Source organism: Comamonas sp. GB3 AK4-5 (assembly GCF_041320665.1).
Lineage (GTDB): Bacteria > Pseudomonadota > Gammaproteobacteria > Burkholderiales > Burkholderiaceae_C > Comamonas.
Window position 1 is genome coordinate 4529460 of the sequence record NZ_CP166730.1, and the last position, 14167, is coordinate 4543626.

Annotated in this window: 13 protein-coding genes; 5 read left to right on the forward strand and 8 right to left on the reverse strand. The window is 64.7% G+C overall.

What is annotated here, in order from left to right:
* The gene (locus ACA027_RS20115; protein WP_370679958.1) at window positions 1-972 is read right to left on the reverse strand and encodes an ABC transporter permease; all 972 of its coding nucleotides are present in this window, start codon (window positions 970-972) and stop codon (window positions 1-3) included.
* A gap of 6 nt (window positions 973-978) precedes the next feature.
* Window positions 979-2568 carry an ABC transporter substrate-binding protein gene (locus ACA027_RS20120; protein WP_370679959.1) on the reverse strand — a complete coding sequence of 530 codons (1590 nt, stop codon included), beginning with the start codon at window positions 2566-2568 and terminating at the stop codon, window positions 979-981.
* Between the two features lie 477 nt (window positions 2569-3045).
* Between ACA027_RS20120 and ACA027_RS20125 the strand changes: the two genes are divergently transcribed.
* Entirely contained in the window at window positions 3046-3687 is a 642-nt protein-coding gene (locus tag ACA027_RS20125; RefSeq protein WP_370679960.1) for a histidine phosphatase family protein, read from the forward strand.
* 411 nt (window positions 3688-4098) lie between these two features.
* Here the strand turns inward: ACA027_RS20125 and ACA027_RS20130 are convergent, their stop codons facing one another.
* On the reverse strand, window positions 4099-4599 hold the full coding sequence (locus ACA027_RS20130) for a YbhB/YbcL family Raf kinase inhibitor-like protein (RefSeq protein WP_370679961.1): 501 nt from the start codon (window positions 4597-4599) through the stop codon (window positions 4099-4101).
* A gap of 174 nt (window positions 4600-4773) precedes the next feature.
* On the opposite strand from ACA027_RS20130, the gene ACA027_RS20135 reads away from it, so the two are divergent.
* Both ACA027_RS20135 and ACA027_RS20140 read left to right on the forward strand, forming a co-directional pair.
* Entirely contained in the window at window positions 4774-5793 is a 1020-nt protein-coding gene (locus ACA027_RS20135) for an alpha/beta hydrolase (protein WP_370679962.1), read from the forward strand.
* A 96-nt stretch (window positions 5794-5889) separates the two neighbouring features.
* Entirely contained in the window at window positions 5890-6081 is a 192-nt protein-coding gene (locus tag ACA027_RS20140) for a YqaE/Pmp3 family membrane protein (protein WP_370679963.1), read from the forward strand.
* A gap of 257 nt (window positions 6082-6338) precedes the next feature.
* Here the strand turns inward: ACA027_RS20140 and ACA027_RS20145 are convergent, their stop codons facing one another.
* From ACA027_RS20145 to ACA027_RS20155, 3 genes are read right to left on the reverse strand one after another with little or no spacing between them, the layout of a single operon-like run.
* Complete coding sequence (locus ACA027_RS20145; RefSeq protein ID WP_370679964.1) at window positions 6339-7067, reverse strand: phosphoribosyltransferase; 729 nt, start codon at window positions 7065-7067, stop codon at window positions 6339-6341.
* Window positions 7064-8293, reverse strand: coding sequence for a M20 aminoacylase family protein (locus ACA027_RS20150; RefSeq protein WP_370679965.1), 1230 nt, complete (start codon window positions 8291-8293; stop codon window positions 7064-7066). The genes ACA027_RS20145 and ACA027_RS20150 overlap by 4 nt, the downstream gene beginning before the upstream one ends.
* Window positions 8294-8296: 3 nt before the next feature.
* The gene (locus ACA027_RS20155; protein WP_370679966.1) at window positions 8297-9283 is read right to left on the reverse strand and encodes a Bug family tripartite tricarboxylate transporter substrate binding protein; all 987 of its coding nucleotides are present in this window, start codon (window positions 9281-9283) and stop codon (window positions 8297-8299) included.
* Window positions 9284-9812: 529 nt separating this feature from the next.
* Between ACA027_RS20155 and ACA027_RS20160 the strand changes: the two genes are divergently transcribed.
* Window positions 9813-10991, forward strand: a complete 1179-nt coding sequence (locus ACA027_RS20160) for a heme A synthase (RefSeq protein WP_370679967.1) — start codon at window positions 9813-9815, stop codon at window positions 10989-10991.
* The gene (cyoE, locus tag ACA027_RS20165; RefSeq protein WP_370679968.1) at window positions 10988-11893 is read left to right on the forward strand and encodes a heme o synthase; all 906 of its coding nucleotides are present in this window, start codon (window positions 10988-10990) and stop codon (window positions 11891-11893) included. Before ACA027_RS20160 ends, cyoE begins: the two co-directional genes overlap by 4 nt.
* A gap of 342 nt (window positions 11894-12235) precedes the next feature.
* Here cyoE and ACA027_RS20170 read toward each other — a convergent pair whose 3' ends face one another.
* Complete coding sequence (locus ACA027_RS20170) at window positions 12236-12772, reverse strand: response regulator transcription factor (RefSeq protein WP_370679969.1); 537 nt, start codon at window positions 12770-12772, stop codon at window positions 12236-12238.
* The gene (locus ACA027_RS20175; RefSeq protein ID WP_370682642.1) at window positions 12741-14009 is read right to left on the reverse strand and encodes an ATP-binding protein; all 1269 of its coding nucleotides are present in this window, start codon (window positions 14007-14009) and stop codon (window positions 12741-12743) included. The genes ACA027_RS20170 and ACA027_RS20175 overlap by 32 nt, the downstream gene beginning before the upstream one ends.
* Window positions 14010-14167 lie beyond the last annotated feature (158 nt).

Below are 14167 nucleotides of genomic sequence, written 5' to 3' on the forward strand. Positions count from 1 at the left end.
TCAGGGGGTGGCTCGCCGCAACCTCGGGTCCACCAGCACGTACAAAAAGTCCACGAACAGATTGATCACCACGTACAAGAGCGCGATGAACATCAGGTAGGCCGCAATCAAGGGCACGTCCACGCCCTGGATGGACGAGATAAACAGCAGGCCCACGCCCGGCCACTGGAACACCGTCTCGGTGACGATGGCAAAGGCAATCAGCGAGCCGATCTGCAGGCCGGCAATGGTGATCACCGGGATCAAGGTATTGCGCAGCGCATGGCCAAAGTACAGATCGCGCTCTTTCAGCCCACGTGCGCGGCCAAAGCGGATGTAGTCGGAGCGCAGCACCTCCAGCATCTCGGCCCGCACCAGGCGCATGATCAGCGTCATGTTGTAAAAGCCCAGCGTGATGGCCGGCATGATGAGTGCAGCCAGCCCCGAGCTGGTCAGCAGACCGGTTTCCCAGCCGCCGATATTCACCGTCTCGCCCCGGCCGAACGAGGGCAGCCAGCGCAGCTCCACGGCAAACAGATAAATCAGGCCTATGCCTATCAAAAATGTGGGCAGGGACACGCCCACCAGCGACACCGTCATGATGGCGCGGCTCAAGAACCCGTCCTTGCGCAGCGCGGTGTACACGCCCAGCACAATGCCTATGGCCAGCGCAAAAAAGGCGGCGGTCAGCGCCAGCTCCAGCGTGGCGGGCAGGCGCTCAAAGATGATGTCGGCCACCGGCCGCTTGAGTCGGTAGGAAATGCCCAGATCACCCTGCAACACCTTGCCCACATAGTGCAGGTATTGCAGGGGAACAGACTTGTTGAAACCCAGCTCTTCGGTGAGCGCTTCGCGCTCTTCGAGCGTTGCGTCCTCTCCCAGCAGGCTGATGGTGGGATCGCCGATATGGCGAAACACCATGAAGGAAATAAAGGAAACGGCCAGCAGTACCAGGACTGACTGGCCCAACCTGCGCAGCAGATGGACCAGCATGGGCAATTACTTCACGAACTTCACGTCTTTGAAATGGATGGCGTTGTCCGGGTGCACCGGCACGTTGATCTTCTTCACCGAGGCAAAGTGGATCACCTGGTCGTGCAGCGGAATGTAGAAACGCTCTTTGTTCACGGTCTGCCAGATGTCCTTGATGGTGGCGTCGCGCTTGGCCTTGTCGCTTTCGGACGAGAGCGAAATGATCTTGTTGTCCAGCTCGGCATTGCTGTAGCCGGTGGCGTTTTGCGCGCCACGGCCTTCCTTGCCACGGCTGGCGACCAGGAAGTCGAAGATATAGGCCGAGTCATAGGTGGGCACGCCCCAGCCGTAGAGGTAGAAGTCGGACTCGGCCTTCACAATCGCCACGCTGTGCTGGGCAATGGGGCGCGAGGAGACTTCGGTCTTGATGCCGACACGGCCCAGAAAGCCTGCGACGGCGGTGCTGATGGCCTCGTCGTTCACATAGCGGTCATTGGGCGAATGCAGGGTGACGGTAAAGCCATTGGGGTAGCCGGCCTCGGCCAGCAAGGCCTTGGATTTGGCCACATCGGCCTTGGGGTAGGCCGCCATGGCCTTGTCGTAGCCGTTGACGAACGACGGCGCCATCATGCCGGTGGGAATGGACAGGCCACGCATCACCGAGCGCTTGATGGCGTCACGGTCAATGGCCAGCTCCACGGCCTGGCGCACCTTCAGATCGGCAAAGGGGTTCTTGCCCTTGACGTTGCTGCTTTTCAGCTCGGGCACGCTCACATTCATGGCCAGGAAGATGGAGCGGTTTTCCGGCCCTTCGTTGATGCGCAGCTTGCTGTCTTGCTTGAGGCGGGCCACGTCCTGGGCGGGAATGTCCTGGGCAAAGTCCACCTCGCCCGACAGCAGTGCGGCCACGCGGGTAGCGGGCGACTTGATGGGCAGGAACACCAGCTCCGTCACCTGCAGCGGGGCCTGGCCCTTGCCCCAGTAATTGGGGTTGAGCTTCATCACCGTCTTGGAGTCCACCTCGCGACTGGCCAGCACATAGGGGCCGGTGCCGTTTTCGGCGCGGGTGGCGCCGTTTTCGGTCTTGCTGGCGGCGTCCTGGGTGTCCGCCGCACCATTGGCCTTGGACCATTTCTCGCTCATGATGAAGAGATTGGTCAGGTTGTCCGGGAAGATCAGGTTCGGGCCCTTGGTCTTGACCTGCACCGTCAGATCATCCAAGGCCTTGACCTCTTCCATCGACGCCAGCAGCGACTTCACCTGGGCGTTCGGGCCCTTGGCACGGTTCAGCGAGAACACCACGTCCTTGGCAGTAAAGGGCGTGCCGTCGTGGAACTTCACGTTCGGACGCAGCTTGAACTCCCACACCGTGGGGTCGCTGGTCATCTTCCACGACAGGGCCAGCGTGGGCACCAGCTTGCCGTCGGCGCTGCGGTTGACCAGGGTCTCGTACATCTGGTGCATCAAGACAAAGTTGGTGCCGGTGTTGAACACATGGGGGTCCAATGTGGTCACGTCGGCGGAGCGCGCCCAGCGCACGGTTTCCGCTTGGGCCAGGCCCACCGAGGTCAACAGGCCAGCGGCCAGCAGGGCAGTGCCCAGGGTCTTCAAAGTCATGAAAGTCTCCGCAAGTGGTGGCGCCCGGTATGGGCAGTCAAAGGGGAATACCGCCGAAGCAAAAGACATGCCCGGCATGCGCAACATATAACCAGAACGATGTTATATCTTGTTCGTTATTCAATCTGGTAGTTAGCATCTAGGACTTTCCCTAGAGGCCGCGCGCTTTCCGCTTTGTAGCGCGACTGCGCGGGCCGCCGCTGACAGAGAGCTTGCATCGTCGGCCGCGAAGCCCTATTGCGTGACTGCAGATGGCTGGCAGACCCGCCAAAAGCCTTGAACCCAGGGTATGCACCTACGACGCATCACCAGATCGTGCAGTGCAGCAAAACCGCGCAACCACGGCAGCGGCGCTTTTGCATGACAATGGTTTGACAGGCCTCAAGGCCGCACGCTGGGCCACCCTTGCGGGTGCGCACCGTCTTTTGGTTTTCCTGCCCCGGATGCGGCCTGCTGCGCACACCGGGCTCACATTGCATGCAAGCCACCCGCATCATTGCCATTCGCCACGGCGAAACTGCCTGGAACGTGGATGCCCGCATCCAGGGCCATCTGGATATTCCGCTCAATGACATCGGCCTGTGGCAGGCGGGGCGCGCCGGCGCCGCGCTGGCCAACGAGCCCCTGGCCACCATCTACAGCAGCGACCTGGCCCGCGCCCAGGCCACGGCCCAGGCGGTGGCCGACACCACGGGCGCGTCCCTGGTACTGGACAGCGGCCTGCGCGAACGCTGCTTTGGCAACTTCGAGGGCCGCACCTTCAAGGAAATCGAGCAGGAGCTGCCCGAACAAGCGCTGCGCTGGCGCAAGCGCGACCCCGACTTTGTGCCCGATGGCGGCGGTGAATCGCTGGCCATGCTCAAAAGCCGTATCCAGCACACGCTGGACCGGCTGGCAGCCCCCCACATGGGCCAGCAAATCGCCCTGGTCGCCCATGGCGGCGTGATGGATGTGCTGTACCGCCTGGCCACGCACCAGGACTTGCAGGCCCCACGCACCTGGGAGCTGGGCAATGCGGCCATCAACCGCCTGCTGTGGACGCCCGAGGGGCTCAGCCTGGTCGGCTGGGGTGATGCCCAGCACCTCGAAGGCGCCGCCCGCGACGAGATCTTTAGCTAAGGATTCGTCTCAAATTTTCAAAGCCTTACGGCTTTGTAGTCGCCTCGTGTGGAGGCGGCCATACAGCGCTTCATGCTTTGTTGCGCGCCCTGGCCGTATCCCGATACTGTCTGCGGGCACGCGCCGCGCCTGCTGCGCTGTCTGGCCGTTGGGCTTGTGTTTGGGCGCCCGTTGCGCTGCACAGGCCCGCTTTGGCAGGCATAAAAAACAGAGCATCTATCGCATGTACTGCATAGATTTCAACCATTAAAGGCATTGAAACCCAGCATGTACAAGCAGTAACTGCTCTTCTTTTATTCAGCGAACAACGGCATAAGCAAGCATGCAGCTGGAGCGGGCCTGCACAAAACAGCGGGCCTGGGTGATCCCCCACAACGCCCAGACAGCGCCTCAAATTTCAATCAATGGCTTTTACGCCGGGCGGCCGTAGGTCGCGGTGAATGTGGCCTTGGCAATGGTGTTGGCATTGATCATGAAGCCGCAGATGGCCGCCGTGGCGTCATCGGGAATGTCCAGGCGCGGCAGCGACAGCGCATGCACGGTGAAGATGTAGCGGTGGGGCTTGTCACCCGGCGGCGGGCACATGCCACCCCAGGCGAAAGCGCCGTAGTCATTGCGCATCTGGCGTGCGCCTGCGGGCAAGGTCTGGCTGCCCTTGACGCCGGCATTCGCGGCCAGTTGGGTGGTGGTGGCCGGCAGGTCCACCACGATCCAGTGCCACCAGCCGCTGCCGGTCGGCGCATCGGGGTCGTACACGGTCACGGCAAAGCTCTTGGCATCGGCGGGGGCGCCGCTCCACTGCAGCACGGGCGATTCGTTGCGGCCGCCACAGCCAAAAACATCGGCCTCGAAATGCGCGGGCACGCTGCCGCCTGCGGGAATGTCGGGGCTGCTCAGGGTGAAAGTGGTCATGGCTTGGGTCTCCTGGTCACAAGCCTTTCAGTATGCCCGCCCCCACGCCATGCCCCTATCGCCTGGTGGACGCCCCTGGCGCAGCGATATTTATTGAGAATGAATATCATCTGCAAATTCTCCGCCAGCGCCCCGGCTCTGGCCCCCATGTCTGCTACTGCTTTTGCACTCCCCATGTCCGTACCTCCTGCTTCTTCGCCCGATTGCACCTCGCGCCGCCACTGGCTGGCAGCCGCCCTGGCCACGCCGGCCCTGTCGCTGGCGGGCTGTGCCACAGCGGCAGGCCCGTCGACGCTGGCTGCCACGGCGGCGAACTGGCAGGCCTGGCCCATGCCGGGCGTGCGCAGCTTCGACCTCCCCGCCAGCCCGCTGCCCGGCAGCGGCGCACCGCGCCAGCACCGGGTGATGGTGTATGTGCCGCAAGGGCCTGCACCGGCTGCGGGCTGGCCGGTGATCTATGTGTTGGATGGCAATCTGATGTTCACCATGGTGGCCCAGTTGGTGCACAACCGCGGCGCACGCGGTGGTGATTTGCGCGGCGGCAGCGCCATCGTCGTGGGCCTGGGCCATGTGCTGCCCGAAGGCAGCACCGAGGTGCATGACCGCGCCGCCCGCACCTATGACTACACCCTGCCCTATAACGGCGTGGGCCCGGATGGCCAGGGCCGCGCCCAGGGTGGTGCCGACCGGTTTCTGGACTTTATCGCCCAGCAGCTGCAGCCCAGGCTGCAGGCCGCCCTGCCCATGCATCTGCAGCAGCAAACCCTGGTGGGCCATTCCTACGGCGGCTTGTGCACGCTGCATGCGCTGTTCACCCGGCCCGGCATGTTCCAGCGCCATGTGGCGGCCAGCCCGTCCTTGTGGTGGGGCGGCGGCGCGGTGCTGCGCGAATGCCAGGCCTTTATGGACCGCTACCGCGCCAGCGGCCTGCCCAGCGCTTTGAGCCTGTATCTGAGCCAGGGCAGCGAAGAGCTGGCCAGCCGCAGCAGCGCCAGCCGCCCACCCAACCCCGAGCGCGAGGCTGCCGCCCAGGCGGCCCGTGCCCAAGGCTTTGGCAACACGGCCGACCTGCCGGCCGTGCTGGCCGCCGTGGCCGGACTGCGCTGCAGCTACCAGGTCTGGCCCAGTGCCAACCATGGCGGCACCCAGCTCTATGCCTGCATGCAGGCGGCGCAGGTGGGTTTGGCGGCATAAGCGGCCAACGCGACCAACATAGGCAAGCACCGATAATGCGCCCAGGTGGCTGCTGCACGGCAGCCTTTGTGCATCCCTTCACTGACTGAACCCGCCATGCGACTGCTTCTGGCCCTGCTGCTGCCTTTTTCCGTGTTCTTCACCATCGGCCGCCCGTTTGTCGGGTTGCTGTGCCTGATCCTGCAGATCACGCTGATTGGCTGGATTCCTGCCGCCATCTGGGCCGTGTATGCCCTGAGCCAGTACAAGACCGATCAAAAAATCAAGGAAGCATTGGGCAAACGCTGAGCCAGCTGCAAAGATTTTTTCATCGCAGCTGCGGCAAGCGTCCTCGCACACCCCATGCACCTCTCGATGTGTGCATGGGTTGAAAGAATCTTTTCAAGACCCTGCCGTAATTCATACCCCTTTATGGGCGCTACCCCTCAAACAGGCACGCACTACGCCAGGGCACCGCGCAAGGGCCGCCCCGCAGCGCTGGTGCCGTCCCCCTCCGGCGCGTAGCGCCAGAGAGGGGGAAGCCGCGCAGCGGCTCAGGGGGAGCTTCAACCCTCCGGCCACCAACCATCGGCCCGCTTTTCCATGCGCGGGCAGTCATAGGCGCCCACCACGGGAATGGGGCTGCCATCGGCTTGGCGCAGCTTTTGCTGCCATTGCCGGCCCTGGCGCATGGCCACGGCAATCGCCACCACATCGGCGCCGCAGCGCGCCAGCAGGTTCAGGCCGGAGACCATGGTGGTGCCCGAGCTCACGGCATCGTCCACCACCAGCACGCGCTTGCCCGCGATCAGGCTGAGCTGGTTCGGGTCGATATAGAGCAGCTTGCCCTTGCCCGGCGTGGTGATGGAGCTGACGGGTTCGGAGAGCGCCTCGCGATACCAATATTTGCGCGAGTAGCCCAGGGGCACATAGCGGCGGTGGCCCAGATGCTTGGCCACCAGCGGGGCAAAGGCCAGGCCCAGCGTGGGCAGGCCCACGACTACATCAAACGCATGTGCGCGGGCGGCCTCGGCCATGTGCAGCGCCAGCTGTTCCACCACCTCCATCGAGGCCTGGTTGGCAATCAGCGAGGCCACGCAGCGGTCTGGGCTGGAAGGCATGCCGCGCAGCGGCAGCAGCAGATAGCGGCCATCGGGCAGGCGCGCCGGGTAGCTTGTTGCATAGGGCGGCAGCGGCGACTGGTCCAGCTCGGCCTCGCTGACGGTGCGCTGCCAGTAGTCGGTGGTGGCATCAAAGCCGGGCAGGTTCTGGCCGGAAAGATCGATCGCGCTCATTGCCTGGCTCCACCTTCACGCAAATAGACCTGGGCCAGCTTCACCCAATAGCTGGCCGTCACCGGCAGCAGGTTGTCGTTGAAGTCATAGCCGGCGTTGTGCACCATGCAACCGCCCTCCCCCATGCCGTTGCCGACGATGAAGTAGTTGCCGGGCACGGCGTTGAGCATGATGGCGAAGTCATCGCTGGCCTGCAGCGGCTGCAGGTCGGGAATCAACCAGTCTTTGCCCAGAAAGTCTCGCGCCACGTCCACGGCGAAATCGGTGGCGGCCGCATCATTCATGACCGGGGGATAGCGCCATTTGTAGTCCACCTCGGCCGTGGCGCGGTGCACAGCGGCCTGGGCATGGGCCATGGCGGTAATGCGCTCGCGCAGTTGCTGGCGCACCTCGGGGCAACGCGCGCGGATGGTCACGCGCAGCTCGCAGGTTTCGGGAATCACATTCGGCGCGTCGCCGGCGTGGATGGCGCCGATGGTGACCACGGCCATGTCGTTGGGGTCGATCTCGCGCGAGCGAATGGTCTGCAGCGCCAGCACCAGGTGGGAAGCAACCACGATGGGGTCCACCGCCACATGGGGCATGGCGCCATGGCCGCCCTTGCCGCGTATGGTGATGATGGCCGTGTCCGAGCTGGAATACATCACGCCGGCGCGAAAGCCGAAGTGGCCCGCGGGGTAGCCAGGCTCGTTGTGGAAGGCGTAGAGGGCGTCGCAGGGAAACTGTTCAAACAGGCCCTGGTCGACCATTTTTTGCGCACCGCCATGGCCTTCTTCGGCCGGCTGGAAAATCAGGTTCAGCGTGCCATTCAGTTGGTGCTTGTGCCGGGCCAGCACCTGGGCGGCCGCCAGCAGCGTGGCCGTGTGGCCGTCATGGCCGCAGGCGTGCATCTTGCCCTCGTGCCGGCTGGCATAGGGCAGGCCGGTGGTTTCACGGATCGGCAGCGCATCCATGTCGGCGCGCAGGCCCAGGCGCTTGCCGCTTGCGTGGTCACCGCAGCGCAGCTGGCCCACCACGCCGGTGTCGCCCAGACCGCGGTGGACTTCATAACCCCACTCGGCCAGCTTGGCGGCCACGATGTCGCCGGTGCGGTGTTCCTCATAAGCCAGTTCGGGGTGGGCATGCAGGTCATGGCGCAGGGCCAGCATGTCCTGGGCGATGGCCGCCACCTCGGGCAGCACCGGCGGGTGGATTTCGGCGTGGACGGGATTCAGCGGCGCGGCCATGGCTTATTCCTGCTCGATCTTGGCGGACGTGACGATGGCCGCGTAGGCCGCTTTTTCCTTTTTCAGAAAGGCGGCGAACTGGGCCGGCGTGCCCTGGCCGGGCGTGGCGCCTCCATCTTTCAGGCGCTGGCGCACCTCGGGCTGCTGCAGCACTGCGGCCAGCTCGGTGGCCAGTCGCGCGACGATGGGGGCCGGCGTGTTCTTGGGCGCAAACAGGCCGGTCCAGGTGTTGATCTCCAGGCCCTTGAGGGCCGGGGTTTCGGCAAAGGCCGGCACATTGGGAATAGCGTCGATGCGCTTGGCCGAGGTCACGCCCAGGGCCTGCAGCTTGCCCTGCTGCACCAGGGGCGTGGCGCTGGTGGTGACCAGGTAGCCGGTATCCACCTGGCCGCCCATGACGTCATTGGTGATCTGGGCGCCGCCCCGGTAGGGCACATGCACCATCTGCACGCCCGCGCGCTCCTGCACCATTTCCATGGCCAGGTGCAGCACCGTGCCCACGCCCGAGGTGGCATAGGTGATCTTGCCGGGCTGGGCCTTGGCCAGGGCAATCAGCTCGGCCATGTTCTTGGCTGGCAGGCCGGGGCGGGCCATCAGCACCACGGGCGCCACGCTGACCTGGCCAATCGGTGTCAGATCACGCTCGGCGTCGTATTTCACCGCCTTGTTCACCAGCTGGGCCACGCTGACAGGGCCGTCAAAGCCCATGACAATGGTGTAGCCGTCGGCCTTGGCGTTGATGGCCTTGGCCACGCCCAGCACACCACCGGCGCCGGGCATGTTGTCCACAATCACCGACTGGCCCAGGCGCTCGCCCAGCTTCTGGCCGATCAGCCGGGCCTGGAAATCCACATTGCCGCCGGCGCTAAAGGGCACGATCAAGGTGATGGGTTTGGCGGCAGGCCAGGCGTTGGCGGCATGCGCCAGCGGCAGGCCGGCTGCGGCAATGGCTGCGCCTGCGGCAGCCGCAAGCAAGGTGCGTCGAATCATGGAAGTAGGAGCGGCAAGAGCAGGTGCCGGGCACGAAAAACCGGTGCCGACTGCCTGCGGGGGGAGAGATGCCGGCGATTGTGGCACACGCTCTAAAGCTATGTACGGGCCAGGCTACATCCAGAAATTCCCCTGCTCACACAGACAGCATGGGCTTTTCACGCTCCTGTTTTTACCCATCACCCCCTGGACAGATTGTCCACGCACACACCAGCACCAAAGCAGCCCGGTAAAATTGCGACACATCAAACAATATGCAGTTTCATCCGCTGCGCCGTACCGCCTGCGGTGCACTTGATGCCGTGTCCGGGGCACAGCGTCTTCCTCGCGAAGACCGGCCGTGACGGGGTTGCCCCCAACACACCGTGGCGCAAGCCCACGCCATGATGGGTCTATGCCCGCTTTGTCGCCGACACACCTCACCACCCCACGAAGCGGCCCTGACAGACCTTGCGGTCTTGGAGCCGGTAGAAAGATTTGAACGCCGTAGGCCAGGCCTGCGGTTTGTGCCACAGGGCAAGGAGCATTGATGACCGAGCAGTCGCTGTACGACCTGGCCCCCGTGCTGGAGTTGATGCTGCTGGGCGCCCTCATCGCCCTGGTGCCGCTGCTGTGGGTGTGGCGGCGCAACCGCCATGCCGGGCCCCAGCGCCGCTGGCAGGCCTTGGCCGTGCTGACGCTGTTTCTCACCTTTGACCTGGTGCTGTTCGGCGCCTTCACGCGGCTGACCGATTCCGGCCTGGGCTGCCCCGACTGGCCGGGCTGCTACGGCAATGCCAGCCCCCTGGGCGCCCATGCCGAAATCACTGCCGCCCAGACCGCCATGCCCACCGGCCCCGTCACCCATGGCAAGGCCTGGGTGGAGATGGTGCACCGCTATCTGGCCACCAGCGTGGGCGTGCTCATCATTGCCCTCACCGTGCTGGCCTGGCGCCAGCACCTGCGCCAACCCCATGGCCAGCGCCTGCGTGGCGCCATGCACCCGGCCTGGGCCACGTTCACTCTGTTCTGGGTCTGTCTGCAGGGCGCTTTTGGCGCGCTGACGGTGACCATGAAGCTGTTCCCCGCCATCGTCACCCTGCACCTGCTGGGGGGCACTATTTTGCTGATGCTGCTGTGCGTGCAGGCCGTGGCCCACCAGCAGTTCAGCAACCAGCAGCCCGCTGCAGGCCTGGCCGCACCGCTGCGCCTGGCGCTGGCCGCCTGCCTGGGCCTGGTGCTGCTGCAGGCCGCGCTGGGTGGCTGGGTGAGTACCAATTACGCCGTGCTGGCCTGCTCCAGCTTCCCCCAATGCCAGGACAGCTGGTGGCCGGCCATGGACTTTGCCCAGGGCTTTGAGCTGTGGCGCCCGCTGGGTCTGCAGGGCAATGGCGCAGCGATTCATTTCGAGGCGCTCACCGCCATCCACTACGCCCACCGCCTGATGGCCTATGCCGTGGTGGCGGCCTTGCTGGCCCTGGCCTGGAAGCTGCGCGGCCAGGCCGCGCTCAAAGTGCAACGCCAATGGTTGCTGGGCCTGCTGGCCTTGCAAGTGGCCACCGGCCTGTCGAATGTGGTGCTGGACTGGCCGCTGGTGGCCGCCGTGCTGCACACCGGTGGCGCTGCCGCCCTGGTGCTGGTGTTGACCTGGTCGCTGGTGGCCACACGCACGGTTCCCCTTGTTTCTGTTTTGCATGCGCCCGAAGGCGCCCGGAGAGTTCGCGCATGAATGCCGAAGCCCTTACCTCCCCGTCGCGTTGGACCCAGTTCTACGCACTGACCAAGCCCCGCGTGGTCCAGCTGATTGTGTTTTGTGCCTTTATCGGCATGGTGCTGGCCGTGCCCGGTCTGCCCACGGCAGCGCAGTGGGTGCATATGGCCGTGGCCTGTATCGGCATCTGGCTAGTGGCCGGTGCGGCAGCGGCCTTCAACTGCCTGGTGGAACGCCATATCGATGCGCGCATGAAGCGCACCAGCTGGCGCCCCACGGCCAAGGGCGAACTCTCGCCCCAGCAGGCACTGGCCTTCTCGGCCATCTTGTGCATGGCCGGTGCGGCCATTTTGGTGAGCTTCACCAATGCGCTGACCATGTGGCTGACGCTGGCCACTTTCATCGGCTACGCCGTGATCTACACCGTGGTGCTCAAGCCGGCCACGCCGCAGAACATCGTCATCGGCGGTGCCTCCGGCGCCATGCCCCCGGTGCTGGGCTGGGCCGCCATGACGGGCGATGTGGGCCCCGAGGCCCTGGTGCTGTTCCTCATCATCTTTTTGTGGACGCCACCCCATTTCTGGGCCCTGGCCCTGTACCGCGTCGAAGACTATAAAAAGTCCGGTCTGCCCATGCTGCCCGTGACCCACGGCCCACGCTACACCCAGCTGCAAATCCTGCTCTACACCCTGGTGCTGTTTGCAGGCTGCCTGCTGCCCGTGATCTTTGGCATGAGCGGCTGGCTCTACCTGGCCGTCGCCAGCGTGCTATGCCTGGGTTTCAGCTGGTATGCGCTGCGCCTGTGGATGAACTATTCCGACGCCCTGGCACGCAAGACCTTCCGCTTTTCGCTGATCCACCTCAGCGGCGTTTTTGCCGCCCTGCTGATCGACCACTACCTGGTCGGAACGCTGTATTGACGCTCTCCCATTGATAGCTGCCTGTGCGCTTGTAGAAATCGTTACAGGCTGATTGAATGCAAAAACCCGCTGTGCATGCAGCGGGTTTTTTGATGGAGGCCATGGCAAACCGGGGAGCGCCCTCACCCCCACACATTCCCCCTGCGGGGGAAGCCCCCTCACCCCCGCCCTCTCCCGCAAGCGGGAGAGGGAGTAATACCAGAGCGCAGCGCGAAAACTGGCGCGGCCCACGCCAGAGCTGCCGCGCAAGGGCCGCCCCGCCGCGCTGGCAGCGTCCCCCTGCCCGCGAGCGCAGCGAAGCGAGAGCGGGGGGAAGGCGCCGCAGGCGACTCAGGGGGGTGTCTAACTCACCCTTCGTTTTTCGAGTTTGCGGGCGAGGGTGCGGCGGTGCATGCCGAGCCGGCGTGCCGCTTCGGAAATGTTGAAATCCACCTCCGCCAGCGTCTCGTGGATATGTTCCCACTCCAGCGTCTTGATGGAGGTGGCGCGCGCCGTCAGCTCGACTTCGGTGTCACCCTCCAGGCGACCGAAAGCGGCCTCGATGTCATCGGTGTTGGAGGGCTTGGCCAGGTAGTGGCAGGCGCCCAGCTTCACGGCCTCCACGGCCGTGGCAATGCTGGCATAGCCCGTCAGCACCACGATCAGCGCCTCGGGGTTGTGCTGGTGCAGCATCTGCACGCAGCTCAGGCCCGAGGCATTGCCGGCCAGCTTGAGGTCCATCACCGCATACTGCGGCGTGTGCTGGCTCAGCAGCGCCGCCACTTCTTCGGCACTGGCGGCCTGGAGCACCTGGTAGCCGCGCCGCTCGAAAGAGCGCGCCAGCGTCCGGGCGAAGGCGGCGTCGTCCTCAACCAGCAGCAGTTGGCGTGGGGTGTCCATGATTGTTCTCCAAAGTGATGGAGGCCAGCGGCAGGCGTATGCTGACCTCGGCGCCGCCGTGCACGCGGTTGCCCGCCTGCACGCTGCCCCCCAGCGAGCGCACCACATTCACCACCAGGAACAGGCCCACGCCCCGGCCGGGGCGGCCCTTCTTGGTGGACTGATAGGGCTTGCCCAGCTTGGCCAGAATGGCCTGGTCAAAGCCCGGTCCGCGGTCGCGCACCACCAGCTCCAGCATGTCGCCTGTACGCTCCAGGTGCAGATGCACTTCCTGGGGCGAGGCCTCGTAGGCATTGTCCAGCACATTGCAAATCACCTGCTCCAGTGCGGTGTCCGAGAGAATGGGCACATCGCGTTCAAGCTGGTGGGTGAAGAAGAATTTCTGCGGCTCATGGTGTGACCGCCAGCGCTCCACCAGTTGCTCCAGAAAACGCAGCAAGGTGGTGGACTCCAACCCTGCGGCCCGGGTTTCACCGGCCGACAACAGCACGCCGTTGACGATGGCCTTGCAACGCAGCAGCTGTGCCTGCATCTCGGCCAGGTCGGCCATCAGGTCGGCATCGCCCCGCACCTGGGGCATGCGCTGCCAGTCGCCCAAAATCACCGACATGGTGGCCAGCGGCGTGCCCAGCTCATGGGCCGCGCCGGTGGCCAGCAGGCCCATGCGCACGATGTGCTCTTCCTCGCTGGCGCGCTGGCGCATATCGGCCAGGCGGCTGTCGCGCTGGCGCAAATTGGACACCACCTGGGTGATGAACACCACCATCAACACCGTGGTCAGCGCAAAGCAGATCAACAAGCCTAGGGTGTAGAGATTGGGCAGGCCGCTGCCCAGTACCACCGGCAGCGGCCGGTAATAAAAGCTCAGCCCCACCACGCTCACCGCCGTGATGGCCACCATGGCCCAGGCATAGCGCGGGCGCAGCAGCACCGTGCCCAGAATGACCTGCAGCAAAAACAGATAGATAAAGGGGTTGTGGGCGCCACCGCTCCAATACAGCTGCAGCGTGAGGGCCGCCACATCGATCAGCAAGGCCACAAACAGCACCCTTGGCGTCACCGTGGCCGGGCGCCATTGCAGCCACCACCCATAGCCCAGATTGGTCAATGCCAGCGCCAGCGCCACCGCCATCATGGGCAGCATGGGCAGGGCGATGTCCATGCCCGAATGCACCAGCGAGATAGTGATGACCTGACCCAGCACCGCCAGCCAGCGCAGCTGGATGAGCAAGCGCATGTTCTTGCGCTCGGTATTGCGCTCCACGCGGTGGGTCTGGGGGGTGGCGGTAAACAACACGCGGTGATTCTGCCCCGGTACGGTCTGCCCACAAGATCATGAGGTTTTGCGGGCCGCTGCCCCTCACCCTCTCCCCGGCCTATACCCTCCCCAAGGGG

What these genes read in the sequence shown, in the direction of transcription:
- ACA027_RS20115 (WP_370679958.1), bottom strand. Translation starts at nt 972, where the DNA reads ATGCTGGTCCATCTGCTGCGCAGGTTGGGCCAGTCAGTCCTGGTACTG.
- ACA027_RS20160 (WP_370679967.1), top strand. Translation starts at nt 9,813, where the DNA reads ATGACCGAGCAGTCGCTGTACGACCTGGCCCCCGTGCTGGAGTTGATG.
- ACA027_RS20135 (WP_370679962.1), top strand. Translation starts at nt 4,774, where the DNA reads ATGTCCGTACCTCCTGCTTCTTCGCCCGATTGCACCTCGCGCCGCCAC.
- cyoE (WP_370679968.1), top strand. Translation starts at nt 10,988, where the DNA reads ATGAATGCCGAAGCCCTTACCTCCCCGTCGCGTTGGACCCAGTTCTAC.
- ACA027_RS20150 (WP_370679965.1), bottom strand. Translation starts at nt 8,293, where the DNA reads ATGGCCGCGCCGCTGAATCCCGTCCACGCCGAAATCCACCCGCCGGTG.
- ACA027_RS20130 (WP_370679961.1), bottom strand. Translation starts at nt 4,599, where the DNA reads ATGACCACTTTCACCCTGAGCAGCCCCGACATTCCCGCAGGCGGCAGC.
- ACA027_RS20120 (WP_370679959.1), bottom strand. Translation starts at nt 2,568, where the DNA reads ATGACTTTGAAGACCCTGGGCACTGCCCTGCTGGCCGCTGGCCTGTTG.
- ACA027_RS20145 (WP_370679964.1), bottom strand. Translation starts at nt 7,067, where the DNA reads ATGAGCGCGATCGATCTTTCCGGCCAGAACCTGCCCGGCTTTGATGCC.
- ACA027_RS20175 (WP_370682642.1), bottom strand. Translation starts at nt 14,009, where the DNA reads ATGCGCTTGCTCATCCAGCTGCGCTGGCTGGCGGTGCTGGGTCAGGTC.
- ACA027_RS20155 (WP_370679966.1), bottom strand. Translation starts at nt 9,283, where the DNA reads ATGATTCGACGCACCTTGCTTGCGGCTGCCGCAGGCGCAGCCATTGCC.
- ACA027_RS20125 (WP_370679960.1), top strand. Translation starts at nt 3,046, where the DNA reads ATGCAAGCCACCCGCATCATTGCCATTCGCCACGGCGAAACTGCCTGG.
- ACA027_RS20140 (WP_370679963.1), top strand. Translation starts at nt 5,890, where the DNA reads ATGCGACTGCTTCTGGCCCTGCTGCTGCCTTTTTCCGTGTTCTTCACC.
- ACA027_RS20170 (WP_370679969.1), bottom strand. Translation starts at nt 12,772, where the DNA reads ATGGACACCCCACGCCAACTGCTGCTGGTTGAGGACGACGCCGCCTTC.